This is a genomic window from Herbaspirillum sp. Her3 (assembly GCF_057961275.1).
On record NZ_CM176328.1, the window covers coordinates 2,938,436 to 2,962,597 of the forward strand.

Annotated in this window: 25 protein-coding genes and 1 pseudogene; 12 read left to right on the forward strand and 14 right to left on the reverse strand. The window is 64.4% G+C overall.

Going from position 1 to position 24,162, the window contains the following annotated elements; genetic code table 11:
* Positions 1-109 precede the first annotated feature (109 nt).
* The 6 genes from ACVC5H_RS13400 to ACVC5H_RS13425 form a co-directional block, all read right to left on the reverse strand.
* The gene (locus ACVC5H_RS13400) at positions 110-985 is read right to left on the reverse strand and encodes an MBL fold metallo-hydrolase (protein WP_489618392.1); all 876 of its coding nucleotides are present in this window, start codon (positions 983-985) and stop codon (positions 110-112) included.
* Positions 986-1,072: 87 nt separating this feature from the next.
* On the reverse strand, positions 1,073-1,501 hold the full coding sequence (locus ACVC5H_RS13405; protein WP_489618393.1) for a DUF6691 family protein: 429 nt from the start codon (positions 1,499-1,501) through the stop codon (positions 1,073-1,075).
* Positions 1,498-1,947 (reverse strand): YeeE/YedE family protein, encoded by a 450-nt coding sequence (locus tag ACVC5H_RS13410; protein WP_489618394.1) that lies wholly within the window; start codon positions 1,945-1,947, stop codon positions 1,498-1,500. Before ACVC5H_RS13410 ends, ACVC5H_RS13405 begins: the two co-directional genes overlap by 4 nt.
* 2 nt (positions 1,948-1,949) lie before the next feature.
* Positions 1,950-2,267 (reverse strand): ArsR/SmtB family transcription factor, encoded by a 318-nt coding sequence (locus tag ACVC5H_RS13415; protein ID WP_489618395.1) that lies wholly within the window; start codon positions 2,265-2,267, stop codon positions 1,950-1,952.
* Between the two features lie 141 nt (positions 2,268-2,408).
* Entirely contained in the window at positions 2,409-2,624 is a 216-nt protein-coding gene (locus ACVC5H_RS13420) for a hypothetical protein (RefSeq protein ID WP_489618396.1), read from the reverse strand.
* A gap of 204 nt (positions 2,625-2,828) precedes the next feature.
* Positions 2,829-3,722, reverse strand: a complete 894-nt coding sequence (locus tag ACVC5H_RS13425; protein WP_489618397.1) for a LysR family transcriptional regulator — start codon at positions 3,720-3,722, stop codon at positions 2,829-2,831.
* Positions 3,723-3,821: 99 nt separating this feature from the next.
* On the opposite strand from ACVC5H_RS13425, the gene ACVC5H_RS13430 reads away from it, so the two are divergent.
* The 4 genes from ACVC5H_RS13430 to ACVC5H_RS13445 all read left to right on the forward strand — a co-directional run bounded on the left by ACVC5H_RS13430 (position 3,822) and on the right by ACVC5H_RS13445 (position 9,143).
* Complete coding sequence (locus ACVC5H_RS13430) at positions 3,822-5,384, forward strand: NADH-quinone oxidoreductase subunit L (protein WP_489618398.1); 1,563 nt, start codon at positions 3,822-3,824, stop codon at positions 5,382-5,384.
* Positions 5,385-5,407: 23 nt separating this feature from the next.
* A complete protein-coding gene (locus ACVC5H_RS13435) occupies positions 5,408-7,909 on the forward strand; it encodes a YbcC family protein (RefSeq protein WP_489618399.1) in 2,502 nt (833 codons plus the stop codon).
* 71 nt (positions 7,910-7,980) lie between these two features.
* Complete coding sequence (locus ACVC5H_RS13440; protein ID WP_489618400.1) at positions 7,981-8,775, forward strand: EAL domain-containing protein; 795 nt, start codon at positions 7,981-7,983, stop codon at positions 8,773-8,775.
* A gap of 110 nt (positions 8,776-8,885) precedes the next feature.
* Complete coding sequence (locus ACVC5H_RS13445; protein WP_489618401.1) at positions 8,886-9,143, forward strand: hypothetical protein; 258 nt, start codon at positions 8,886-8,888, stop codon at positions 9,141-9,143.
* A gap of 137 nt (positions 9,144-9,280) precedes the next feature.
* On the opposite strand, the gene ACVC5H_RS13450 is transcribed toward ACVC5H_RS13445, so the two are convergent.
* The 3 genes and pseudogenes from ACVC5H_RS13450 to merR form a co-directional block, all read right to left on the reverse strand.
* Positions 9,281-9,619, reverse strand: a complete 339-nt coding sequence (locus ACVC5H_RS13450) for a copper-binding protein (RefSeq protein WP_008328976.1) — start codon at positions 9,617-9,619, stop codon at positions 9,281-9,283.
* Positions 9,620-9,647: 28 nt separating this feature from the next.
* Positions 9,648-12,122 (reverse strand): annotated as a pseudogene (locus ACVC5H_RS13455) (efflux RND transporter permease subunit); the annotation flags it as partial.
* Positions 12,123-12,155: 33 nt separating this feature from the next.
* Positions 12,156-12,590: a mercury resistance transcriptional regulator MerR gene (merR, locus tag ACVC5H_RS13460; protein WP_003131969.1), complete on the reverse strand. Its 435-nt coding sequence runs from the start codon at positions 12,588-12,590 to the stop codon at positions 12,156-12,158.
* Positions 12,591-12,661: 71 nt separating this feature from the next.
* Here merR and merT point away from each other — a divergent pair, with 71 nt between their 5' ends.
* The 8 genes from merT to ACVC5H_RS13500 all read left to right on the forward strand — a co-directional run bounded on the left by merT (position 12,662) and on the right by ACVC5H_RS13500 (position 20,322).
* Positions 12,662-13,012, forward strand: coding sequence for a mercuric ion transporter MerT (gene merT, locus ACVC5H_RS13465; protein WP_003131974.1), 351 nt, complete (start codon positions 12,662-12,664; stop codon positions 13,010-13,012).
* Between the two features lie 12 nt (positions 13,013-13,024).
* Positions 13,025-13,300: a mercury resistance system periplasmic binding protein MerP gene (merP, locus tag ACVC5H_RS13470; protein WP_003131987.1), complete on the forward strand. Its 276-nt coding sequence runs from the start codon at positions 13,025-13,027 to the stop codon at positions 13,298-13,300.
* Positions 13,301-13,371: 71 nt separating this feature from the next.
* Entirely contained in the window at positions 13,372-15,057 is a 1,686-nt protein-coding gene (gene merA / locus ACVC5H_RS13475) for a mercury(II) reductase (protein ID WP_003158917.1), read from the forward strand.
* A gap of 17 nt (positions 15,058-15,074) precedes the next feature.
* Positions 15,075-15,440, forward strand: a complete 366-nt coding sequence (merD, locus tag ACVC5H_RS13480; RefSeq protein WP_000995360.1) for a mercury resistance co-regulator MerD — start codon at positions 15,075-15,077, stop codon at positions 15,438-15,440.
* Positions 15,437-15,673, forward strand: coding sequence for a broad-spectrum mercury transporter MerE (merE, locus tag ACVC5H_RS13485; protein ID WP_003132004.1), 237 nt, complete (start codon positions 15,437-15,439; stop codon positions 15,671-15,673). Before merD ends, merE begins: the two co-directional genes overlap by 4 nt.
* Positions 15,670-16,659, forward strand: a complete 990-nt coding sequence (locus ACVC5H_RS13490) for a DUF3330 domain-containing protein (RefSeq protein ID WP_003132006.1) — start codon at positions 15,670-15,672, stop codon at positions 16,657-16,659. The genes merE and ACVC5H_RS13490 overlap by 4 nt, the downstream gene beginning before the upstream one ends.
* A gap of 130 nt (positions 16,660-16,789) precedes the next feature.
* Positions 16,790-17,350, forward strand: coding sequence for a recombinase family protein (locus ACVC5H_RS13495; protein ID WP_003124096.1), 561 nt, complete (start codon positions 16,790-16,792; stop codon positions 17,348-17,350).
* Between the two features lie 2 nt (positions 17,351-17,352).
* On the forward strand, positions 17,353-20,322 hold the full coding sequence (locus ACVC5H_RS13500; protein ID WP_008328900.1) for a Tn3 family transposase: 2,970 nt from the start codon (positions 17,353-17,355) through the stop codon (positions 20,320-20,322).
* Between the two features lie 89 nt (positions 20,323-20,411).
* On the opposite strand, the gene ACVC5H_RS13505 is transcribed toward ACVC5H_RS13500, so the two are convergent.
* The 5 genes from ACVC5H_RS13505 to ACVC5H_RS13525 all read right to left on the reverse strand — a co-directional run bounded on the left by ACVC5H_RS13505 (position 20,412) and on the right by ACVC5H_RS13525 (position 24,158).
* Complete coding sequence (locus tag ACVC5H_RS13505) at positions 20,412-21,206, reverse strand: 2-keto-4-pentenoate hydratase (protein ID WP_008328897.1); 795 nt, start codon at positions 21,204-21,206, stop codon at positions 20,412-20,414.
* Between the two features lie 42 nt (positions 21,207-21,248).
* Positions 21,249-22,637, reverse strand: coding sequence for an amidase (locus ACVC5H_RS13510; protein WP_489618402.1), 1,389 nt, complete (start codon positions 22,635-22,637; stop codon positions 21,249-21,251).
* Positions 22,638-22,680: 43 nt separating this feature from the next.
* Entirely contained in the window at positions 22,681-22,908 is a 228-nt protein-coding gene (locus tag ACVC5H_RS13515) for a cis-(methyl)benzoate dihydrodiol dehydrogenase (RefSeq protein WP_008328886.1), read from the reverse strand.
* Positions 22,909-22,971: 63 nt separating this feature from the next.
* Positions 22,972-23,163, reverse strand: a complete 192-nt coding sequence (gene thmT / locus ACVC5H_RS13520; RefSeq protein WP_008328882.1) for a 2-hydroxymuconate tautomerase — start codon at positions 23,161-23,163, stop codon at positions 22,972-22,974.
* 17 nt (positions 23,164-23,180) lie between these two features.
* A complete protein-coding gene (locus ACVC5H_RS13525; RefSeq protein WP_008328880.1) occupies positions 23,181-24,158 on the reverse strand; it encodes a Bug family tripartite tricarboxylate transporter substrate binding protein in 978 nt (325 codons plus the stop codon).
* Positions 24,159-24,162: the final 4 nt, after the last annotated feature.

The following is a 24,162-nucleotide window of genomic DNA, read 5'->3' on the forward strand; positions in this document are numbered from 1 at the left end:
CTGCACCGGCGCTTGCGGCTGAGTCAGCCTGTCCGGTGTGGGCGAAGAGCCGTCAGGCGAAGTGATCAAGCACTACGGCTGGATTGTCCTGATCGCCCCGCAAGCCGCCTCAGACGGCATTGAGCGGAATCTTCAGATAATGCACGCCATTGGCTTCGGCCGGGGGCATCTGTCCGGCGCGCATGTTGACCTGCACCGAGGGCAGCAGCAATACGGGCATGTCCAGCGTGGCATCGCGGGCGCTGCGCATGGCCACGAAGGCGTCTTCGCTGATGCCTTCGTGCACGTGGATGTTGTGCTGGCGCTCTTCGGCCACCGTGGTCACGAAGCGCAGTTCGCGGCCACCTGGCTGGTAGTCGTGGCACATGTAGAGCCGGGCATGCGGCGGCAGCGACAGCACCGCATGGATGGAGCGGAACAGCCGGCGTGCATCGCCGCCCGGGAAGTCGCAGCGCGCCGTGCCATAGTCGGGCATGAAGAGGGTGTCGCCCACGAAGGCGGCGATCTGGTCCGCTTCCTCCACCACATAGGTGATGCAGGCCGGCGTATGGCCGGGGGTGTGCATCACGCGCGCCTGCAACTGGCCGATCTGGAAAGTCTCCCCGTCGGTGAAGAGGTGATCGAACTGGCTGCCGTCGTGTTCGAATTCAGTGCCGGCGTTGAAGAGCTTGCCAAACACCTGCTGCACCTGGCGGATGTGCTCGCCAATGGCAATGCGTCCGCCCAGCTTGCGTTTCAGATAGGGCGCGGCAGAGAGGTGGTCGGCGTGGGCGTGAGTCTCCAGGATCCATTGCACGCTGGCGCCCAGCGCCTGCACGCGCCCGATCAGATGGTCGGCGCTGCGGGTAGAGGTGCGGCCGGACTTGGGATCGTAGTCCAGCACGCTGTCCACCAGCGCACACTGCGAGGTGGCAGGGTCCAGCACGATGTAGCTGACGGTGCTGGTGGCGGGGTCGAAATGGCCTTCAATATGCAATTTGTCCATGATGGGTCCTGGTGTTTTTTCTTCACATTCAAACAGGCTGCTTGCGGCAACAGTCGCGTCGCACGGCAATCCTGCATGCAATAACGTTCATTTCGCCTGAAACCGCTCTGCCCAGGCGAACATCAGCATGCCCGCCAGCATGGCCAGCACGAAGGCCAGGCCTTTCAAGGAAGCCATGCCAAGCAAGACCAGTGCCGGCCCCGGGCAGATACCGGCGATGCCCCAGCCGATACCAAACAGCACGCTGCCCAACACCAGCCGGCGATCAATCTGGCGCGCGGTCGGCAATTGCATGGGCACGCCCAGCAGCGATTGCGAGCGTCTCTTCGCCAGCGCGAAAGTGGGGATGCCGATGGCGATAGCGCCGCCCATCACCAGCGCCAGCGAAGGATCCCAATGACCGGCCAGGTCGAGAAAGCCCAGTACCTTAGCCGGATTGGCCATGCCGGAGAGGATCAGGCCCAGGCCAAACAGCAAGCCGGCCGCCAGGGCAGCGATATTGCGCAGCAGATTCATGAAAGTGCTCCTTGCAGCCCCAGCACGTGACGCAACAGATAAACGCTCAGGAAACCGGCTGCCATGAAGCACACCGTGGCCACCGCCGAGCGCAGCGAAAAGCGCGACAAACCGCACACGCCATGACCGCTGGTGCAACCCGCGCCATAGCGCGTGCCCACGCCCACCAGCAGCCCGGCCAGGACGATTTCCGGATAGCCGGCATCGATGTGCACGGCGGGCAGGGTGGCCACGAGGGCATACAGCAAGGGGGCGATGAGCAAACCCAGCACGAACAGCGCGCGCCAGGCGCTGCCCTTGGCACGCGGCGGCAGCAGGCCGGCGACGATGCCGCTGATGCCGGCGATGCGGCCATTGAAGAGGACCAGCGCGGCCGCAGCGACGCCAATCAACAGGCCGCCTGCCAGCGAAGCGCCGGGCGTAAAGGTATTCCAGGCAATGTTCATGCTTATTCCTTGGGGCAATAAAGTTGATACATCAGGCCCAGCATCTCCAGCAGGCGCGGATCGGCCACGCGGTAATAGACACGCTTGCCTTCGCGCCGGGTGCTGACCACGCCTTCATTGCGCAACACGCCGAGCTGCTGGGACAGCGTGGGCTGGCGGATGTCGAGCGCCTGTTCCAGTTCACTCACGCACATTTCGGCTTGCGAGAGCTGGCACATCAGCAGCAGGCGGTCTTCATTGGCGAGGACCTTGAGCGCTGCCACGGCCTGGCCGGCGGCCTGGCGCATTTGTTCGGCTTGCAGCGGGGCTGGGTTGTTCATGTCAGGTAATTATGCATTTCAATATTATATTTAAATATATAATAATCAGGCGCAATGGTAATTGCAAGCCAAATCGAAGAAACGGAAAGGGAAGATGGGGAAAACCGGACCAGAACGCTTGCGGGAAGGCGCCCGCGCAGCTCAGAGAGAGGCGTGCAGCAGGTCGATCATGTGGCGGCTGGTCTGCTGGGCAGCCGCCATGGCTTCCTCGGCGAAGGCAAAGGGGGCATCCTCGCCGCAGAATTGCAGCTGGCCATTGATATAGACGTCCCAGGTCCAGCCACTGCCGGAGTCGCCCAGACACTTGAGTTCTATCCTGACCAGCGCATCGCGATACCTGAAAAGTGCCTTCCTCATCCTGTCCGCCGGGTTTCTTATGATGATGCAGCAAGCACGACCGCGCTTGCCCCCCTGAGTTGCGCAAGTGTACGCCATTACCACGTTGGCAATATCGGCATTAGGTTGCATATATTTTGCGCAAATCGCCACCATTTTACCCATGAGTAGCATTTATTGCTGTTCAGTACTCAATCGGGCAGGGAAAGGGACGATTACCGGCACTCAGGACGGATGTGGGCTCCCTGCCAGCAGGCGGTCAAGCAATTCGTCATAGTGATGATGGGGCGTGGTGATGGCATAGAAGCTCTCCACCAGCTCGCTGGTCTGGCCGGCTACGACCAGGGTGCCGTTGCGCAACTCGTCCTGCACCACCACCTCGGGCAGCACGGTAAGCCAGCCGCTGTCACGGGCGATCAGGCGCAGCATGGCCATGTCATCGACCTCGGCGCGCATGCGCGGGCGCACGTCACTGGAGATGCACAGTGCGTCGAACTGCATGCGCAAGGCATGGCGCGGACCCGGCAGGGCCATATCCACCCCTTCGAGGTCTTGCGGAATGCGCAGGCTGCGGGCTTCCCAGCGATGTGCCGGGCCGACCACCGAGACCGCCTGGCTCCCCAGGAAACGGCAGTGCAGCGGGCGGTCGGGGTCGGAGGGCACGGTCTCGTTGGCCAGCACCACGTCGAGCTGGTGCTGCATGAGGCGCTCCAGCAGGCCTTCCAGCAGGCCCGATTCCAGCGCCAGCGAGACCGAAGGGTCCGAGAGCATAGGGCGGATCCAGTTTTCCTGGTAGTTACGCGACAGCGTGGCCACGCTGCCCACCCGCAGGCGTGTCACCCCCGCTGAACGGCCTTCCAGCCGGCCCAGCATTTCCTGGCTCAGGCCAAAGATGTTGTCGGCATAGGTGAACACCAGCTGCCCGGTGGCGGTCAATGTCAGGCGGCGGCCTTCGCGCAGGAACAGATCTTCATCCAGCTGCTTTTCGAGCTGACGGATCTGGGCAGAGACCGCCGATTGCGAGGTATGCAGCTCCTCGGCCGCCCGCGTCAGATGGCCGAGTTTGGCGACACGCCAGAAATAGCGCAGATGATGGAAGTTAAGCTGTTCTAGACGCATCGTTCGTATTTATCAATGTATTCGTTCTAATAAATGTAATTTACAGAACGATCAATGGCAAGCATCATGGCCCCATTCCAAAGCATGAGGCTTATTGTCATGACGACCATTCCTTTCCTGGCCTTCAGCGCCTGGGCCCCGCCGGCGCTGATGCTGGCCACCGCCCTGGTGCTGGGCCTGTCCCGGCTGACGCCGCCGCGCGTGTGGACGCTGTTCCAGTCGCTTTCCCTGCTGGCCTTGGTGCTGGCCCTGGCGAGCCTGATCGCAGGACGTGACGGCACGCCCTGGCCGGGCGTGCTACATCCGTCTACCTTCGGCCTGGTGCTGGCGCTGCTGGTGCAGGCGCTGGGCACGGTGATCGGCAGCTTTTCGGCGCGCTACCTGCAAGGCGAGCAAGGCCAGCGCCAGTATGCCGCCGCGCTGGCGGCCGTATTGACCGCCGTGCACCTGCTGCTGCTGGCCGATCACTGGCTGGTGCTGATCGCCGCCTGGGCAGCGGTGGGTCTGGCGCTGCAGCGGCTGCTGTGTTTCTACCCTGAGCGTCCTTTCGCCCGTCTGGCCTCCTACAAGAAAAGCATCGCCGACCGCCTCGCCGATGGCCTGCTCATCGTGGCCGCAGCGCTGGCCTGGACCACGGTGGGTAGCGGCTCCTTCTCGGCGCTGTGGGCGCACGTGGCGCAGCATGGCTTGTCCACCAGCCTGCAGGCCAGCGCGCTGTGCCTGATCGTGGCGGTGATCCTGCGCACGGCCCTGCTGCCGGTGCATGGCTGGCTGATCCAGGTGATGGAGGCACCCACCCCGGTCTCGGCCTTGTTGCATGCGGGGGTGGTCAACCTGGGCGGCTTCGTGCTGGTGCGCTTTGCTCCCTTGCTGGACCAGGCCCTCGCGGCGCGCGCCGTGCTGCTCATTGTCAGCGCCGGCACCGTGCTGCTGGCCGGGCTGGTGATGCTGACCCGCATCAGTATCAAGGTCAAGCTGGCCTGGTCGACCGTGGCGCAGATGGGATTCATGCTGCTGGAGTGTGCAGCCGGCCTGTACCTGTTCGCCGCGCTGCACCTGATCGGGCACTCGCTCTACAAGGCCCATGCCTTCCTTTCCGCTTCGTCGGTGGTGCGGGAGACGCGTCTGGCCGCCTTGCACAGCCCGGCCTTGCGCAGCGCCGCCAGCGTAATCCTGGCCCCGGTGGCGAGCATCGCCCTGGTGCTGGGCCTGCACAGCCTGAGTCCGCACGCGGCCTGGCCCTGGTGGTGGAGCGGCATCCTCGGCCTGGCCTGGGCGCCGCTGCTGTGGTGCTCGGCGGCTGCCGGCACCGGGTGCTTGCGGAGCTGGCTGCTGGGTCTCCTGGGAGCGGGCGGGTTGACGGCAGGCGCTCTGGTTGCGCACCTGCTGCCGCTGCACATTGCCGACTCCCCGCGCACCGTGTTTGGGGTGACGGCACTGCTGGCGATGCTGGCGCTGTACGTCTGCATGGGCCTGCTGCAACTGGCGCCGCACACGATGGCCGCCTGGCGCCGCCGCAGTTACGCCGGTTTCTATCTGGATGAAGCCTATACCCGCCTGGCCCTGCAACTCTGGCCCTCGAACTGGGCGCCCAGTGCCCGCCGGGCCGCCGCCGGGCAAAATGTGAACAACCTCGCCGCCGACAGCCGTAGCCAGGGCTGAAGCCGCCTCACCGGAGAAACCGCATGAATGTTTTGGACAAAAATAGCCCGGTGCTCGCCTGGAGTGCCGAACTGGAACAACACCTGCAGCAAGCCTGCCAGGAGGCCTGCGGCGCGATTGCCCCGGCCTGGCCGCTGGACCGCGCCATCGCCGTCAATCCGCACTGGTCGCGGATAGGTATGCCGCTGCGGGAGGTCGCCGCGCGCATGGCCTTGCTGGGCGGTATCCAGGTCTTTCCGCCCAAGGACCAGCTGCAGCAAGCCTGGGACCAGGGCCGCGTGACGCAGGCCGATCTGGAATACGCCCTGGCGCAATCCATCGAGGCGCAGGAACGCGGTTTCGATGCCGCCCACTGCCTCGCCGTGCTGGCTGCGGGCAACCTGCCGCCGCGACTGCCGTTGCTCATCGACGTGCTGGACAACGATCCCCAGCGCCATACCCGGCTCTCCTGGCGCCAGGCCATCACGCACCAGGTCAGCCAGACCTGCGCCGCCTACTTCGACCAGCATCAGGCCGACTGGCAGCCCGAGCGCGGCATGGGCCTGTACGCATTCTGGCGCGAGACGCTGGAGCACGATCACGGCATCGGCCTGCTGATGGGACTGCCGCACATCGCCGATGGCATCCGTGCACTGCCGGCCTGCGCACGTGAAGCCGAGCGCTGGGTCATGCAACGGCTGGACCTGCCGCCCGAGGTCTGGGCGGATTACCTGGAATCGGTCCTGTTGACCGTCAATGGCTGGGCTTCCTGGTGCGCCTACCTGGGCTGGCAGGCGCGCCTGGAGGGCGGCAGCGACGAGCACCTGCGCGAGTTGCTGGCCATCCGCATGGCCTGGGGCGCCTTGCTGCTGGAGTGCAAGGATGACGAAGCGGCCAGCCATGCCTTCCACACGGTGCAGCAAGCCTGGGCACGCTCCCAGGAGCGGCTGCAGCAGGCCCGGCAGGAGTTGCTGGTCGACGAACTCTGGCAGGTCGCGCTGGAAGCCGGCTACCAGCGCCGCCTGGCGGCCGCCTTGCTGCAGCGGGCGCCAGCAAGCGCCAGCGCCGTGGAGGTGCAGGCCGCCTTCTGCATCGACGTGCGCAGTGAACCGCTGCGGCGTGCGCTGGAAGCCGTGCATCCGGGCATGCAAACCATGGGCTTTGCCGGTTTCTTCGGGCTGCCGGTGGCCTATACGCCGCTGGCTACGCAAGCCAGCCGGCCGCAATTGCCGGGCCTGCTGCCGCCTGCTTACCAGGTCCAGGATGTGGTGGCGCCGGCAGGTGCGCCGGCCGATGGCGGGGTGCTGGCCAGTGCGGTGGCGCGTGCACGTCGCAAGAGCCTGGCCTTCAAGGAGCAATGGCAGGGCAATACGCGCTGGCCGGGCTCGGCGTTTTCCTTCGTGGAAGTGGCGGGCGTGACCGCGCTGGGCGGCTTGTGGCAATGGCTGCGGCCGGGGCAGGGCGAGCGTGCACGCGATGACCTGGCCGGCCTGCCGGCACGTTACCGCGAGGTCTGCCGCCCGCAACTGGTCGGCGTGGCGCTGGCCGACAAGGTGGCCCTGGCCGCCCGCGTGCTGCACGCCATGGGCCTGGACCGCCAGGTGGCACCGCTGGTGCTGCTGGCCGGCCACGGCAGCCAGTCGGCCAACAATGCCCATGCGGCGGCGCTGGACTGTGGCGCCTGCTGCGGCCAGACCGGTGAAGTCAATGCGCGTACGCTGGCGCAGCTGCTGAACGAAAAGGAAGTGCGGCGCGGCCTGTTGGAACAGCAGATCTTCATCCCCGAAGACAGCCATTTCCTGGCCGCGCTGCACAACACCACCACCGACGAGATCGAAGCCTTTGACCTCGACCTGCTGCCTCCTGCCGCCCTCGCGCGCTGGCAGGCCCTGCAGCCAATCCTTGCCGAGGCGGGCGACCGTGTGCGACGTGAACGCGCGCTGCGCCTGGGCGTGGACCCGGCCCAGGCCGCACCGGCCCTGCTGAAACAGTTGCGCCGGCGCGCCAACGACGGCGCCCAGCCGCGTCCCGAATGGGGCCTGACCGGCAACGCCGCCTTCCTGATCGCCCCGCGCGCGCGCAGCCGCGGGCTGGATCTGGGCGGGCGCTGCTTCCTGCACGATTACGATGCCAGCCAGGATCAGGACGGCAGCGTCCTTGAACTGCTGATGACCGCGCCCATGCTGGTGACGCACTGGATCAACTGGCAGTACCACGCCTCCACCAGCGATCCGCTGCGCCTGGGCAGCGGCAACAAGCTGCTGCACAACGTGGTGGGCGGCACCATCGGCGTCTTCGAAGGCAACGGCGGTGATTTGCGGATCGGCCTGTCGCGCCAGTCCTTGCATGATGGCCAGCAGTGGGTCCATGAGCCACTGCGCCTGACGGTCGTCATCGATGCGCCGGCCGAGTCCATCGATGCCATCGTCGCCCGCCACGCCATCGTGCGGCAATTGCTGGAACACGGCTGGCTGCACCTGTGGCGCTTTGGTGAAGCAGGACTGGAGCAGTGGCGGCGCGAAGGCTGGAAGTCAATTGCCCTGTGAAACTTCTGGTATCGTTGACGAGATGTTGTAGCATGGATGCCGTTTAGCAACTATGAACTGCTGGAGAAAGAATGATCCCCATCCTTCCAGCCTCCAATGCCAGCCCGGGAGACGACGCTGCGCGCCGCTCCTGCAAGGGCTGCTCGGAGGAGGGCGACCTGGACATCACATTCGAGTACGCCTACCAGCCCATCGTGCGGCTTTCCACGCGCTCCGTGTATGCCTACGAAGCGCTGGTACGCGGTCCGCACGGCGAACCGGCCTACACCGTGCTGGCCCAGGTCAATGACGGCAACCGCTATCGATTTGACCAGGCCTGCCGCACCAGGGCGGTGGAGGGCGCGGCGCGTCTGGGGATGACCCAGTTCCTGTCGATCAACTTCCTGCCCAATGCGGTGTATCGGCCGGAAGTGTGCATCCAGAGCACCTTCACGGCAGCGCGCCAGTACGGCTTTCCGATCGAGCGGATCATCTTCGAAGTGACCGAAGGCGAGCGTGTGGATGACCGGCCGCATCTGGTGAACATCTTCAAGGAATACAGCCGCTTCGGTTTTCGCACGGCCATCGATGATTTCGGTGCCGGTTACGCCGGCCTGAACCTCTTGGCCGAATACCAGCCCGACCTGATCAAGATCGACATGGACCTGGTGCGCAACATCGACACCGACAAACCACGCCAGGCCATCGTGGCGGGCATTGCCGCCATCTGCCGTGACCTGGACATCGAGATCCTGGCCGAGGGCGTGGAAAGCCGCGCCGAGCGTGATCACCTGGCTGCGCTGGGCATAGATCTGATGCAGGGGTACTGGTTTGCCAAGCCGGCTTTCCAGGCCTTGGCACTCGTGCCGGATGCGGCCTGGGACTGAGAGGCAAAGAAAACGGCATGCCGTCGATGCCGTTTTTTGACGTTCTGTTCGGGAAAGGATGCCAGGCGCGGCTACAATCCTTGCCCGGAACATGTAAAGAGACCTCCCCGATGAACATCAACGCCACTCTGCCGTGGCTGGCAGCGATGCTGGCACTGACCGGCTGTGCCACCGAAGCCTATCGCGCCACCGAGAGCCAGTGCGCACCGGCGGCCTATGCCCAGTATCCGATCATCCAGCAGACCCGCATGGAAATGCGCACCCGCGCCATCCAGGTGCCGACCGGGCAGTCCCGCTGCAGTTCGGTGGTCAACGGCAACCGGACCGATACGGGAGCCAGCCGAGATAAAGCAAATGTTCATACATAAGCGAAAAAGTAATTAAGAAATCATCCATCATTCATATTTCATAGATGATTGGTTACCTTTTCGACCTTATGGATGCCTTGCTCACGTCCTACCGTCCGTGTCGCATTAGGAACGTGTAAGCACGGACGGTGCCAGGCTTATTTGGCAGGACGAATTCCCGTCACGACGGGCGCGGCTCCACTCCCCTTCAATTCGAATGTCACCTGGTCTCCGACTTTGAGGCCTTGTAGCATTTTCTCATCCGATACTTTGAAGCCCATGGTCATTGCCGGCCAGTTTAGTTCTTTGATGGGTTGATGTGCCAAGGTAACGGTTTTTTGCTTCTGGTCGAGGCTCTTGATGACACCGGTCCCATGAGAAATCATTTCGCCAGCATCGGCTTGGCCCATCTTCATGCCTTGCATGTCTGCGGAAAATACGGGCGCGCTGCTGCCCAGCGATGCGGTAAAAAGCATGGCGTACATCAAGTTCTTCATATCAACTTCCTTTCACATTGAGGATAAATTAAGCCGGATTGGCTTTGGGTTGACGACCACGCATCAAACGATACGCGGCCGGAATGACGAACATCGAAAGCAATGGAGCGGTAATCATGCCGCCGACCATCGGCGCTGCAATCCGGCTCATGACTTCGGAGCCGGCGCCGCTTCCCCACAGAATTGGGATCAGGCCCGCCAGGATGACGGCCACGGTCATCGCCTTTGGGCGGACCCTGAGCACGGCACCTTCGCGGATTGCATCCTCCAGTACGGGGACTGAGATAGCACCTACCTGTTGTTCACGGACAGAGACCGCCTGTTTCAGGTACAACAGCATGACTACGCCGAATTCAGCGGACACGCCAGCCAGAGCGATGAACCCGACACCGGTGGCAACCGAGAGGTTGTAGCCTTGAACATAGAGGAACCAGATGCCGCCGACCAAGGCAAATGGCAGTGAGGCCATGATCAATGCTGCCTCATCGAAGCGCCGGAACGTCAAATAGAGCAGCACGAAGATGATCATTAGCGTTGCCGGCACCACCAGCTTCAAACGTGCATTTGCTCGCTCCAGGTATTCGAATTGTCCCGAGTAGGCAATGCTCAACCCGGGCATCAGCTTTACCTTGGAACTGACCGCAGTGCGCAAGTCGGCGACCACAGATGACAGATCCCGCTCCCGGACATCGACATAGATCCAGCCGCTGGGCCGCGCATTCTCACTTTTGAGCATGGGTGGACCATCGCTGATCTTCAGCGTGGCAACAGTTCCCAAGGTGATCTGCTGGCCGCCGCCGGTCAGAATCGGTAGATCGCGCAGGCGCTCTAGCGAGTCCCGAGTCTCTCTCGGGTAACGAACGCTGATCGGATAACGCGCCAGTCCCTCAATCGTCTCACCGACGTTCTCCCCACCGATGGCCGACGAGACGATGCTCTGGACATCAGCGATGTTGAGACCGTAGTTGGCGGCGGTCAGCCGGTCGATATCGACATCCACGTAACGTCCGCCACTGAGACGTTCGGCGAGCGCGGAGCTGACGCCCGGTACTGCTTTGGCAACCTGTTCAATTTCTTGCGCCGTCTTGTCGATATCGGCCAGGCTGGTGCCTGACACTTTGACGCCAATCGGGCTTTTTATCCCGGTAGCCAGCATGTCTAGCCGGTTACGAATGGGCGGCACCCAGATATTTGACAGGCCAGGCACTTTGACGACCCGGTCAAGTTCATTCACCAACTTCGCCGGCGTCATGCCGGGGCGCCATTGATCACGCGGCTTGAATTGAATGGTCGTCTCGAACATCTCCAAGGGGGCGGGATCGGTCGCACTCTCGGCACGGCCGGCTTTGCCGAAAACACTGGCGACTTCCGGAACCGTCTTGATCAGGCGATCGGTCTGTTGCAGCAGTTCGGCAGCTTTGGATGCGGACAAGCCTGGCAAGGCAGACGGCATATAGAGTAGATCCCCCTCATCCATCTGCGGCAAGAACTCGCCGCCCAAACGGCTGATCGGCCATAAGGTCGTCAACAGCGCAAGCGCCGCAATTGCCAGTGTCGCCCTAGGCCGTCGCAAGACGGCTTCCAGTAACGGCCGATAGCAACGAATCAGCCAGCGATTGAGCGGATTGCTGTTCTCCGAAGGGATCTTCCCGTGGATCATGTAGCCCATCAGGATCGGAATCAGCGTGACGGATAATCCGGCGGCACCAGCCATTGCATAGGTCTTGGTAAATGCCAATGGCCCGAATAAGCGTCCCTCCTGCGCCTCCAGCGTGAATACCGGGATAAACGACAGGGTAATGATCAGCAAGCAGAAAAACAGCGTTGGTCCGACCTCTGCGGCCGCCTCACCAATGACTCTCCAATGGGTTTCCCCCTGCAAAGGTTGCCCTGGATGTCGATGCGTCCACTCTTCAATATGCTTGTGCGCATTCTCGATCATGACAACGGCGGCATCGACCATGGCACCAATTGCAATGGCGATCCCCCCTAGGGACATGATGTTGGCATTGACGCCCTGATACCGCATCACGATGAAGGCAATCATGATGCCCAGCGGCAGAGAGACGATGGCAACCAGGGCAGAACGCAGATGCCAGAGGAACAGGCCGCAAACGACCGCAACGACAATGAACTCCTCAAGCAGCTTGTGCGACAGGTTGTCGATGGCACGATCGATCAACTGGCTCCGGTCATAGACGGGTACGACCTCAACACCAGCGGGCAGGCTTTTTTTGAGCTCTTCCAGTCGGCTCTTGACGGCCGCAATGGTGTCCTGCGCGTTCTTGCCTGAGCGCAGGATGATGACGCCTCCCACCGACTCACCTTCGCCATTGAGTTCCGCAATACCGCGGCGCATCTCCGGTCCGAATTGGATGGTCGCCACATCACCCAGTTTGACGGGTACGCCGTTTTTCCCCGTCGCCAAGGGAATGTTGCGGAAGTCCGCCAGCGCCTTCAAATAGCCGGAAGCCCGCACCATGTACTCGGTTTCCGCCATCTCGGGGTCGTCTCAGAAAACGGAAAATAAAGCACGCTAAGGCATAGCCGAACCTGCCAAGCTTGCTCCACCCTGTAGTGACGCGATCAGCGGGCAGGAAACGTTCCCCCTTCGCGCATGGCAGGCGCACACCAACTCAGACAGCACGGCCTCCATGCGCGCCAGGTCAGCCATTTTCTCGCGCACGTCCTTGAGCTTGTGCTCGGCCAGACTGCTGGCTTCCTCGCAATGGGTGCCATCCTCCAGCCGCAGCAGCTCGGCGATCTCATCCAGGCTGAAGCCCAGCCGCTGGGCTGATTTCACGAAGCGCACCCGCGTTACATCCGCCTCGCCATAGCGGCGGATGCTGCCATAGGGCTTGTCAGGCTCCAGCAACAAGCCCTTGCGCTGATAGAAACGGATGGTCTCCACATTGACCCCGGCCGCCTTGGCGAAAACGCCAATGGTCAGGTTCTCCAAATTGTTTTCCATATCGCTTGACTCCGTACATGAGTACGGAAGTAAGGTTACGCTATCCAATTTCAATTCGAAAGGACAAGCGCATGTCTGAACCAAAAACCGGGCGCGGCGCGCTCTTCACTGGAGGGCTTGCCGCCATCCTCGCCTCGGCTTGCTGCCTCGGGCCGTTGGTTCTGATCGCCTTGGGGTTCAGCGGCGCTTGGATCGGCAACTTGGCGGTGTTGGAACCCTATCGCCCCATCTTTATCGGCGTGGCGCTGGTGGCGTTGTTCTTCGCCTGGCGGCGCATCTACCGGCAGGCAGCGGCCTGCAAACCGGGTGAGGTCTGCGCGATTCCCCAAGTGCGAGCTACTTACAAGCTCATTTTCTGGATCGTGGCCGCGCTGGTTCTGGTCGCGCTCGGATTTCCCTACGTCATGCCATTTTTCTACTGATCGGAGTTCACCATGAAGAAACTGTTTGCCTCCCTCGCCCTCGCCGCCGTTGTTGCCCCCGTCTGGGCCGCCACCCAGACCGTCACGCTGTCCGTACCGGGCATGACCTGCTCCGCCTGCCCGATCACTGTCAAGAAGGCGATTTCCAAGGTCGAAGGCGTCAGCAAAGTTGACGTGACTTTCGAGACACGCCAAGCGGTCGTCACCTTCGACGATGCCAAGACCAGCGTGCAGAAGCTGACCAAGGCAACCGCAGACGCGGGCTATCCGTCCAGCGTCAAGCAGTGAGTCACTGAAAACGGCACCGCAGCACAACGGACGTCATTGTCTGGCGCCACAAACGATAAAGGATCTGTTGCATGACCCATCTAAAAATCACCGGCATGACTTGCGACTCGTGCGCGGCGCACGTCAAGGAAGCGCTGGAAAAAGTGCCAGGCGTGCAGTCGGCGCTGGTGTCCTATCCGAAGGGCACAGCGCAACTCGCCATCGTGCCGGGCACATCGCCGGACGCGCTGACTGCCGCCGTGGCCGGACTGGGCTACAAGGCAACGCTAGCCGATGCGCCACTGGCGGACAACCGCGTCGGACTGCTCGACAAGGTGCGGGGATGGATGGCCGCCGCCGAAAAGCACAGTGGCAACGAGCCCCCGGTGCAGGTAGCGGTCATTGGCAGCGGTGGAGCCGCGATGGCGGCGGCGCTGAAAGCCGTCGAGCAAGGCGCGCAGGTCACGCTGATCGAGCGCGGCACCATCGGCGGCACCTGCGTCAATGTCGGCTGTGTGCCGTCCAAGATCATGATCCGCGCCGCCCACATCGCCCATCTGCGCCGGGAAAGCCCGTTCGATGGCGGTATTGCGGCAACTGTGCCTACGATTGACCGCAGTAAGCTGCTGGCCCAGCAGCAGGCCCGCGTCGACGAACTGCGGCACGCCAAGTACGAAGGCATCCTGGGCGGTAATCCGGCCATCACCGTTGTGCACGGTGAGGCGCGCTTCAAGGACGACCAGAGCCTTACCGTCCGTTTGAACGAGGGTGGCGAGCGCGTCGTGATGTTCGACCGCTGCCTGGTCGCCACGGGTGCCAGCCCGGCGGTCCCGCCGATTCCGGGCTTGAAAGAGTCACCCTACTGGACTTCCACCGAGGCCCTGGCGAGCGACACCATTCCCGAACGCCTTGCCGTAATCGGCTCGTCGGTGGTGGCGCTGGAGCTGGCGCAAGCCTTTGCCCGGCTGGGCAGCAAGGTCACGGTCCTGGCGCGCAATACCTTGTTCTTCCGTGAAGACCCGGCCATCGGCGAGGCGGTGACAGCCGCTTTCCGTGCCGAGGGCATCGAGGTGCTGGAGCACACGCAAGCCAGCCAGGTCGCCCATATGGACGGTGAATTCGTGCTGACCACCACGCACGGTGAATTGCGCGCCGACAAACTGCTGGTTGCCACCGGTCGGACACCGAACACGCGCAGCCTCGCGCTGGACGCAGCGGGGGTCACTGTCAATGCGCAAGGTGCCATCGCCATCGACCAAGGCATGCGCACGAGCAACCCGAACATCTACGCGGCCGGCGACTGCACCGACCAGCCGCAGTTCGTCTATGTGGCGGCAGCGGCCGGCACCCGTGCCGCGATCAACATGACCGGCGGCGATGCGGCGCTCGACCTGACCGCAATGCCGGCCGTGGTGTTCACCGATCCGCAAGTGGCGACCGTGGGCTACAGCGAGGCGGAAGCCCACCACGACGGGATCGAGACCGACAGCCGCACCTTGACCTTGGACAACGTGCCGCGTGCGCTCGCCAACTTCGACACACGCGGCTTCATCAAGTTGGTTATCGAGGAAGGCAGCCATCGGCTGATCGGCGTACAGGCGGTCGCGCCGGAAGCGGGTGAACTGATCCAGACGGCGGCTCTGGCCATTCGCAACCGCATGACGGTGCAGGAACTGGCCGACCAGTTGTTCCCCTACCTGACGATGGTCGAGGGGTTGAAGCTCGCGGCGCAGACCTTCAACAAGGATGTGAAGCAGCTTTCCTGCTGCGCCGGGTGAGAAAAAGGAGGTGTTCAATGAACGCCTACACGGTGTCCCGGCTGGCTCTTGATGCCGGGGTGAGCGTGCATATCGTGCGCGACTACCTGCTGCGCGGATTGCTGCGCCCGGTGGCGTGCACACCAGGCGGCTACGGCTTGTTCGATGACGCCGCCTTGCAACGGCTGTGCTTCGTGCGGGCGGCCTTCGAGGCGGGCATCGGCCTCGACGCGCTGGCGCGGCTGTGCCGGGCGCTGGATGCGGCGGACGGCGACGAAGCGGCCGCGCAGCTTGCCCTGCTGCGTCAGTTCGTCGAGCGTCGGCGCGAAGCGTTGGCCGATCTGGAAGTGCAGTTGGCCACCCTGCCGACCGAGCCGGCACAGCACGCGGAGAGTCTGCCATGAACAACCCCGAGCGCTTGCCGTCCGAGACGCACAAACCGATCACCGGCTACCTGTGGGGCGGACTGGCTGTGCTGACTTGCCCCTGCCACCTGCCCATCCTCGCTGTCGTGCTGGCCGGCACAACCGCCGGTGCTTTCCTCGGCGAGCATTGGGTCATCGCGGCGCTCGGTTTGACCGGCCTGTTCCTTCTGTCCCTGTCGCGGGCGTTGCGGGCATTCAGGGAAAGAGAATGAGCGCTTTCCGGCCGGATGGATGGACGACGCCGGAACTGGCCCAAGCGGTCGAGCGCGGGCAGCTTGAACTGCACTACCAGCCCGTCGTCGATCTGCGCAGTGGTGGGATTGTCGGCGCGGAAGCCCTGTTGCGCTGGCGTCATCCGACGCTTGGACTATTGCCACCGGGCCAGTTCCTGCCCGTGGTCGAATCGTCCGGCCTGATGCCTGAAATCGGCGCTTGGGTGCTGGGCGAAGCCTGCCGCCAGATGCGTGACTGGCGAATGCTGGCATGGCGACCGTTCCGGCTGGCCGTCAATGTTTCGGCGAGCCAAGTGGGACCGGACTTCGACGGGTGGGTAAAGGGCGTGCTGGCTGATGCCGAGTTGCCCGCCGAGTATCTCGAAATCGAGCTGACCGAATCGGTCGCGTTTGGTGATCCGGCGATCTTCCCCGCCCTGGACGCCTTGCGGCAGATCGGTGTGCGCTTCGCCGCCGATGACTTCGGGACGGGGTATTCCTGTCTGCAACATCTGAAGTGCTGCCCAATCAGCACGCTCAAGATCGACCAATCGTTTGTCGCCGGGCTCGCCAACGACCGCCGCGACCAAACCATCGTGCACACCGTGATTCAGCTTGCGCACGGGCTGGGCATGGATGTGGTGGCTGAAGGCGTGGAAACATCGGCGAGTCTTGATCTATTGCGACAAGCGGACTGCGACACAGGACAAGGCTTCCTGTTCGCGAAGCCAATGCCGGCGGCGGCATTCGCCGTCTTCGTCAGTCAATGGAGGGGTGCCACCATGAATGCAAGTGACTCGACCACCACCAGTTGCTGCGTGTGCTGCAAGGAAATCCCGCTCGATGCCGCCTTCACCCCGGAAGGCGCGGAATACGTCGAGCACTTCTGCGGGTTGGAGTGTTATCAACGCTTCGAAGCGCGTGCCAAGACAGGGAACGAAACCGATGCCGATCCGAACGCCTGCGACTCGCTACCGTCAGATTGAGGCATGCCCTAACTTGGCGTCAGACCATCCGGCGCTAAATCGTCAGAATAGAGTTGCCTTCCGAATTGATTGACATGCGCCGTCAAGGGTCATAGATTTCTTCCTGACACATTTCCCTCAGGAGGATACCTTGCACGGTCAGCGCATCGGTTACGTCCGCGTCAGCAGCTTCGACCAGAACCCAGAACGGCAGCTCGAACAGATCCAGGTGGATAAAGTGTTCACCGACAAGGCGTCGGGCAAGGACACACGGCGGCCCGAACTGGAACGGCTGCTCGCCTTCGTGCGCGAAGGCGACACGGTCGTGGTGCACAGCATGGATCGTCTGGCGCGCAACCTCGACGACCTGCGCCGCCTGGTGCAGGGCCTCACCCAGCGCGGCGTACGCATCGAGTTCCTTAAGGAGCATTTGACCTTCACCGGCGAGGACTCGCCGATGGCGAACCTGATGCTGTCGGTAATGGGCGCGTTCGCCGAGTTCGAACGCGCCTTGATCCGCGAGCGGCAGCGCGAGGGCATCGCGCTCGCCAAGCAGCGCGGGGCCTACCGTGGCAGGAAGAAATCCCTGTCGTCTGAGCGTATTGCCGAACTGCGCCAACGTGTCGAGGCTGGCGAGCAAAAGACCAAGCTGGCTCGTGAATTCGGAATCAGTCGCGAAACCCTGTATCAATACTTGAGAACGGATCAGTAAATATGCCACGTCGTTCAATCCTGTCCGCCGCCGAGCGCGAAAGCCTGCTGGCGTTGCCGGACACCAAGGATGAGTTGATCCGTCACTACACGTTCAGCGAAACCGACCTCTCCATCATCCGGCAGCGGCGCGGCCCGGCCAACCGGCTGGGCTTCGCCGTGCAGCTCTGTTACCTGCGCTTTCCTGGTGTCATCCTGGGCGTCGATGAGCCGCCGTTTCCGCCCTTGTTGAAACTGGTCGCCGACCAGCTCAAGGTCAGCGTCGAAAGCTGGGACGAATACGGGCAGCGGGAGCAGACCCGGCGCGAGCACCTGGTCGAACTGCAAACGGTGTTCGGCTTCCAGCCCTTTACCATGGGCCACTACCGGCAGGCCGTCCAGTTGCTGACCGAGATGGCCTTGCAGACCGACAAGGGCATCGTGCTGGCCAGCACCTTGATCGAGCACCTGCGGCAGCAGTCGGTCATTCTGCCTGCCCTCAACGCCGTCGAGCGGGCGAGCGCCGAAGCAATCACCCGCGCCAACCGGCGCATCTACGATGCCTTGGCCGAACCGCTGTCGGACGCGCATCGCCGCCGCCTCGACGATCTGCTCAAGCGTCGGGACAACGGCAAAACGACCTGGCTGGCCTGGCTGCGCCAATCGCCCGTCAAACCGAATTCGCGGCACATGCTGGAACACATCGAACGCCTCAAAGCGTGGCAGGCGCTCGACCTGCCTTCTGGCATCGAGCGGTCGGTGCACCAGAACCGCCTGCTCAAGATCGCCCGTGAGGGTGGCCAGATGACGCCCGCCGACCTGGCCAAGTTCGAGGCGCAGCGACGCTATGCCACCCTGGTGGCGCTTGCCATCGAGGGCATGGCCACCGTCACCGACGAAATCATCGACCTGCACGACCGCATCCTGGGCAAGCTGTTCAACGCCGCCAAGAACAAGCATCAGCAGCAATTCCAGGCGTCCGGCAAGGCGATCAACGCCAAGGTGCGGTTGTTCGGCCGCATCGGCCAGGCGCTGATCGAGGCCAAGCAGGCGGGCCGCGATCCGTTCGCCGCCATCGAGGCCGTCATGTCCTGGGATGCCTTCGCCGAGAGCGTCACCGAAGCGCAGAAGCTTGCGCAGCCCGAGGACTTCGATTTCCTGCACCGCATCGGCGAAAGCTACGCCACGCTGCGCCGCTACGCGCCGGAATTCCTTGCCGTGCTCAAGCTGCGGGCCGCTCCCGCCGCGAAGGACGTGCTCGACGCCATCGAGGTGCTGCGCGGCATGAACAGCGACAACGCCCGCAAGGTGCCCGCCGACGCGCCGACCGAGTTCATCAAGCCGCGCTGGCAGAAGCTGGTCATGACCGACACCGGCATCGACCGGCGCTACTACGAGCTGTGCGCGCTGTCGGAGATGAAGAACGCGTTGCGTTCCGGCGACATCTGGGTGCAGGGGTCGCGCCAGTTCAAGGACTTCGAGGACTACCTGGTGCCGCCCGCGAAATTCGCCAGCCTCAAGCAGGCCAGCGAATTGCCGCTGGCCGTGGCCACCGACTGCGACCGGTACCTGCATGACCGGCTGACGCTGCTGGAAACGCAGCTCGCCACCGTCAACCGCATGGCGCTGGCCAACGAGCTGCCGGACGCCATCATCACGGAGTCGGGCCTGAAGATCACGCCGCTCGATGCGGCGGTGCCCGACACCGCGCAGGCGCTGATCGACCAGACAGCAATGATCCTGCCGCACGTCAAGATCACCGAACTGCTGCTGGAGGTAGACGAATGGACAGGCTTCACCCGGCACTTCGCGCACCTGAAATCGGGCGACCTGGCCAAGGACAAGAACCTGCTGCTGACCACGATCCTGGCCGACGCCATCAACCTGGGTCTGACCAAGATGGCGGAGTCCTGCCCCGGAACGACCTACGCCAAGCTCGCCTGGCTCCAAGCCTGGCATACCCGCGACGAAACCTATTCGTCGGCGCTGGCCGAACTGGTCAATGCGCAGTTCCGGCATCCCTTCGCCGAGCACTGGGGCGACGGCACCACGTCATCGTCGGACGGCCAGAATTTCCGAACCGGCAGCAAGGCCGAGAGCACTGGCCACATCAACCCGAAATATGGCAGCAGTCCTGGGCGGACTTTCTACACCCACATCTCCGACCAGTACGCGCCATTCCACACCAAGGTGGTCAATGTCGGCGTGCGCGACTCGACCTATGTGCTCGACGGCTTGCTGTACCACGAGTCCGACCTGCGCATCGAGGAGCACTACACCGATACGGCAGGATTCACCGATCATGTATTTGGCCTGATGCACCTGCTGGGCTTCCGCTTTGCGCCGCGCATCCGCGACCTGGGCGACACCAAGCTGTTCATCCCCAAGGGCGACACCGTCTACGACGCGCTCAAGCCGATGATTAGCAGCGACAGACTGAACATCAAGGCTATTCGCGCCCATTGGGATGAAATTCTACGGCTGGCCACGTCGATCAAGCAGGGCACGGTGACGGCTTCGCTGATGCTGCGCAAGCTCGGCAGCTATCCGCGCCAGAACGGCCTGGCCGTGGCCCTGCGCGAGCTGGGGCGTATCGAGCGCACGCTGTTCATCCTGGATTGGTTGCAAAGCGTGGAGCTGCGCCGTCGCGTGCACGCTGGGCTGAACAAGGGCGAAGCCCGCAATGCGCTGGCCCGCGCCGTGTTCTTCAACCGTCTGGGTGAAATCCGCGACCGCAGCTTTGAGCAGCAGCGCTACCGTGCCAGCGGCCTCAACCTGGTGACGGCGGCCGTCGTGCTATGGAACACGGTCTATCTGGAACGGGCTGCGCACGCGCTGCGGGGCAACGGCCACGCCGTCGATGACGCGCTGTTGCAGTACCTGTCGCCGCTCGGCTGGGAGCACATCAACCTGACCGGCGATTACCTCTGGCGCAGCAGCGCCAAGATCGGCGCGGGCAAGTTCAGGCCGCTGCGGCCGTTGCAACCTGCTTAGCGTGCTTTATTTTCCGTTTTCTGAGACGACCCCGAGCCGTTCGTTGACCGGGTTGATGTGCAGGCGATCCGCACCTATCAAGTGTCGTTTCACAGACGCCGCACAGTCACATCTACCGACCAAGCGTCCCCAAACGAAAACACTCCCGTCAACCTCCCCCCCACCTCCAGCTCACAAGCCTTTGTCAGCCCACCCGTGATCACCAGATCACCCGCCTCCAGCCGCTGACCAAACGCGGCCAGCTCCCGCGCCAGCCGCGCCACCGCGTCAAGGGGGTGGCCGTCGGCATCGGCGCCCACGCCCTGTCCCAGCGTGTGGTGGCTGCCGTCGTGCAGGCGCACCGCCACGGTGCCCGCCGCCATCAGGTCGGTCACCGGCAGGCGTGGCCCGACGACGACCTGGCCGGCGGACGAGTTGTCGGCGGTGTTCTGTTCGAGGTTGAAGCGGTAGCCTGTCCAGGTGGAGTGCACGACTTCGAGGCAGGCGTAGGCGCCCTCCACGGCGGCGACCACGGTGTGGCGGTCGACGGGCGCGTGCCGCGCGTCGAGGGCGGTTTGGAGGCGCAGCCCGATCTCGGGTTCGACCCGCGGCTGCACCAGGCGCTCGTGCACCGCGTCGCCCGAGTTCAGCAGCATCCGGTCGGTCAGCGGCCCGATGTTGGGCCGGGCTATGCCCATCTGGCGGCGCATCACTTCCGACGTGTAACCCAGCTTCCACCCGACCACGCGCTCGCCGGCGGCCAGGCGCAGGCCGAGCAGCGCGCGCTGGATGGCGTAGGCGGTGGCGAGGTCGGGCGTGCCGATGGTGGCTGCGGCGTCCAGTGTCCGACCGGCCTGGCGGGCGGCCCAGATCGCTTCGGCGAGTTGGTTGGGCGTCTGGGTCATGGGGGGGCTCCGCCTGGAAAGGTTGAGGGTGGGGCGCGCCGGCTATGGCAGGTCGGGCGCGCCCAGCAGCGCGTGGCCCTGGCCGATGAGGGCCTCGATGCCGAGCGCGATGCCGATCAGCCGCGCTTCGGCGCGCGGCGGCCCCATCAGCTGCAGGCCCACCGGCATCCGGTTGGCGTCGAGGCCCACGGGCATCGTCAGCGCGCACCAGCCGAACAGGTTGCTGATGGCGGTGTTGCGCATGGCCTTCATGTTGGCCGGCGCGTAGGTCTCCACCGTGCCGATGTCGGCCAGCCGCGGCGGCGAGGCGGGCACGGTGGGCGTGAGCAGGACGTCGACGTCGTCGAACAACCGGGCCGCGCCCGCGCCGCAGCGCTGCAGCACGGCCTTGCGCCGCAGGTACTCGACGGAAGACACCTGCTCGGCCCAGCGCACGCGGTCGCGCACCACCGGGTCCAGCCGCTCCACCTTGTGCGGGAAGTGCTGGTCGAGGTAGGCCGCGAGTTCGGACGCTGCGAGGCCGCCGCGGCGGAAGATGTCGAAGGCTTCCTCGCAGTGCGGCAGCGGTAACCGGACCACCTGCGCGCCGGCCTGGGCGAGGCGCTGAACGGCCGCTTCCACGGCGGCGGCGATGCTCGGGTCGATGTCGTCCCAGAAGTGGTTGGTCGGCACGCCGACGCGCAGTCCTTGCACGCGCACCGGGGCAGGCGCGGGCAGGCCCTGGCTCTCTGTGTCGAGGGCGGCGAACGCGTAGGCCAGGTCTTCCACCGTGCGGGTGAGCACGCCCGCGGTGTCGAGCGAGGACGACAGGGGCACGATGCCTTCGACCGGCCAGCGCCCCACGGTGGTCTTCAGGCCCACCTGTCCGGTCATGGACGCGGGCACGCGCACCGAACCGGCGGTGTCGGTGCCCAGCGCCAGCAGGGCGCTGCCCTGCACCAGCGAGACGCCCGCGCCCGCGCTGGACCCGCCTGGCACGCGGTGCTCGTGGGGTGACCAGGGGTTCCGGGGCGTGCCCCAGTGGGCGTTGACGCCAAGACCCCCGAACGCGAACTCGACCGTGTGCGTCTTGCCGACCACGATGCCCAGTTGCCGCTGCAGCCGCGCGACCAGCGGGCCGGCCGCCTGCCAGGCTTCGGGCAGGGCCTCGTCGCTGCCCGCAAACACCGGCAGGCCGGGCACGCCGTACAGGTCCTTCACCGACACCGGCAAGCCCATCAGCGGGCCCAGGTCCTGGCCCTGGTCCAGCAGGGTGTCGACCGCAGCGGCGGCGCTGCGGGCGCGCGCGCCGTCCCAGGTCTTGTAGGCGTTGAGCCGGGGTTCCATGCGCGCGTGGTGTTGCGCGCAGGTGTCGATCAGGGCCACCGCCGTCAGTTCGCGGCGGCGCAGGCGGGCGGCGTGCTCGGCCAGCGACAGGTGGGCAGCGTTCAAGGGCCTTCTCCTCGGGGTGTGGTGAACAGGGTGTGTCCCATTGTCACCACCCGGCCGCCAAGTCCGCGGCGATCTCTTCTGGTGTGCCCAGGCGGTTCATCGGCGTGTCGCGCAGCAACTGGGTGTAGATGGCTTTCATCCAGCCGGTCTCGGCCTCGCTCAGCGGCTGCGGGTTGCGCGGCACGATGCGCTGGCCGTTGTCGATGGCACCGGGCGAGACGCACCCAGATGGTGCCGCCCACGTTGTGCACCGACGCGTCGACGCGGCCATGGGCCTGCAGGGCCGCCTGCACCACGCGCCCCTGGTAGCGCTGGGCGGCGATTCCGGTCCTGGTCAGCGGCCGAGGTCTTTGGCGCTGACGCCCGCGATGCCCCAGTTCTCCTTGGGCATTTCGTGGATCCAGACGCGGATGGTTTCCTTCTTCGCGTCGATGGCCTCGTGCAGCGCCTGGGTGACCTTCTCGATCACGGCCTTCTTCTGCTCGGGCGTGCGGCCTTCGAGTATGTAGATCTGTGCGAACGGCATGGTGGTGGTCTCCTGGGTCAGTTGGCTTTGATGTCCAGCTTGCGGATCAGGGCACCCCAGCGGTTGTTCTCGGCCTTGATGAAGGCGTCGAACTCCTGGGGCGTGGTGACGCGCAGGTTGCCGGAGATGTTGTCGAACGCGGCCTGGGCCTCGGCGGTCTTGGCGCCTTTGGCCCAGGCGTCGTGCAGCTTCTGCACGACGGCGGCCGGGGTGGCGGCGGGGGCGACCAGGCCGAACCAGGTCTCCACCGCGAAGCCGGGGTAACCGGACTCGGCCACGGTCGGTACGTCCGGCAGGGCCTTGGCGCGCGTGGGCGAGGTGACGGCCAGCGCCTTGAGCTTGCCGCTGCGGATGTGCTGCAAGGTGGTGGCCAGCGAGCTTTCCATGCTCATGATCACCGTGCCCGAGAGCAGGTCCGGCACGATCTGGCTCGACCCCTTGTAGGGGATGTTGGTGAGTTCGATGCCGGCCACCGACTGCAGCAGCTCGGCCGCCAGGTGGTTGCTGGTGCCGATGCCGGACGTGGCGTAGCCGAGCTTGCCCGGGTTGGCCTTGGCGTAGGCCACCAGACCCTTGAGGTCGGCGAACGGTGCGCTCGGGTGCACGACGATCACGCAGGGCGTGGTGCCCACCAGCGAGATCGGGGCGAAGTCCTTTTCCACCTGGAACGGCAGCTTGTCGTAGAGGTAGGGCGCGATGGCCAGGCTGCTGATGGCCGACAGCCCGATGGTGTAGCCGTCCGGTGCGGCCTTGGCCACCGCGTCGGTGCCGATGTTGCCGCCGGCGCCGGCCTTGTTCTCGACCACGAAGGACTGGCCCAGCGCGTCGCCCATGGCCTTGGCGGCGGTGCGGCCCATGATGTCGGTGGGTCCACCCGGTGGGAAGGGCACGATGAGCTTGACGGGACGGGCGGGGTAGGCGTCCTGCGACCAACCAGCGGCGGGTGCCAGGGCCAGGCCGGCCCCCACGGAGGCGATGAAATCTCTGCGTTGCATAGGG